Origin of the sequence: Mesorhizobium sp. M2A.F.Ca.ET.067.02.1.1 (assembly GCF_004023285.1) — a bacterium.
Classification (GTDB): domain Bacteria; phylum Pseudomonadota; class Alphaproteobacteria; order Rhizobiales; family Rhizobiaceae; genus Mesorhizobium.
Genome location: NZ_RZSB01001170.1, coordinates 1 through 1,159, shown reverse-complemented (window position 1 = coordinate 1,159; position 1,159 = coordinate 1). Strand labels below are relative to the sequence as shown.

The 1,159-nt window shown below is 63.2% G+C and carries 1 pseudogene; it reads right to left on the bottom strand.

Going from position 1 to position 1,159, the window contains the following annotated elements:
* Positions 1 to 1,159 (bottom strand): annotated as a pseudogene (locus tag EOA28_RS36460) (adenylate/guanylate cyclase domain-containing protein); the annotation flags it as partial.

Genomic DNA, 1,159 nt, shown 5'->3' with positions numbered 1-1,159 from the left:
GCGTATCCTCTGCTCGGAAAAGTCAGGATGCCGGGTCATGAAAATCGCAAGCTCGCGCTCTGCCTCGTCATGCCTGCCGCTTCTGATCAGGGCGCCTATCTTCAGGAACCTGGCGTAGAAGTAACTTGGCGACAGGTTGAGCGAGCGCTCGGCTGTGGCGATCGCGGCCGGCCAGTCCTCGACGAAGCAATAGGCGGCGGCCAGTTCACCCAGATTGTGGAAGCGATAGAGGTCGAACGGGCTCAACCGCTCGGTATCGAGAAAGAACGGGATCGCGCCGGCCGCGTCGCCAAGCAAAAGTTGCGCGCTGCCCATGGCCGAGCGGGCGAAGGCGAAGCTCGGATTGATGTGGATCGCCTCGGCAAGGTGCTCGGCCGCCAATGCCGGCAGGCCGCGCATGATGTCGGCCGCGCCGAGATAGGCATGCGGGCGTGCATCGAGGCTGTCCATCAGCAGCGCCTTGCGCGCAAGCTCCTCTACCTTTTCCAGGTCGTCGCTGTCGCCGAAACGCAGCCAGGCCCGCCAGAAATACCACCAGGCCAGTTCGTTGAGCACGGCGCTCGAGTTCGGATCGTCCCGGTAGGCTCTGTCGAAGAAGTCGAGCGCGATGTCGGTGTCGCGGCGTGTGCGCCTGTTCATGTGCCAGCGGCCGCGCCTGACCAATTGCCAAGTCTCAAGGCTCTCCCACGGCACCTGGAACGTACGCGCCTGCTCGGCGCGATCGACCTCCTTGTCGAGGATGGAAACGATCTCGCTGCCGACCTGGTCGCGCAGCCTGAAGATGTCGACGAGATCGCGGTCGAAGCGTTGCGACCAGACCAGGCGCCCGTTCGACGTGTCTGTAAGCGATGCGTTGAGACGGATATGCCTGTCGTGGCGCGCCAGCGTGCCGCTGACGATGTAGCGCGCGCCAAGCGCATTGCCGATTAGCCTTGTGCCCAGGCTGTCGTCGCGAAACTGAAAGCTGGATCCCTTTGCGATGACCGAAAGCCAGCGCGTGTTGGAAAGACCGTAGATGATGTCCTCGGCAATGCCGTCGGCCATATAGCCGACGTCCGGTTCGCTTCCATTGCCCTGGAACGGCAGCACCGCGATTGCCGGTGGTCCCTTGGGGACGGGTTTGTAATGGCCGGGTGCGGCCGGGATAGAAGCGAAGGAG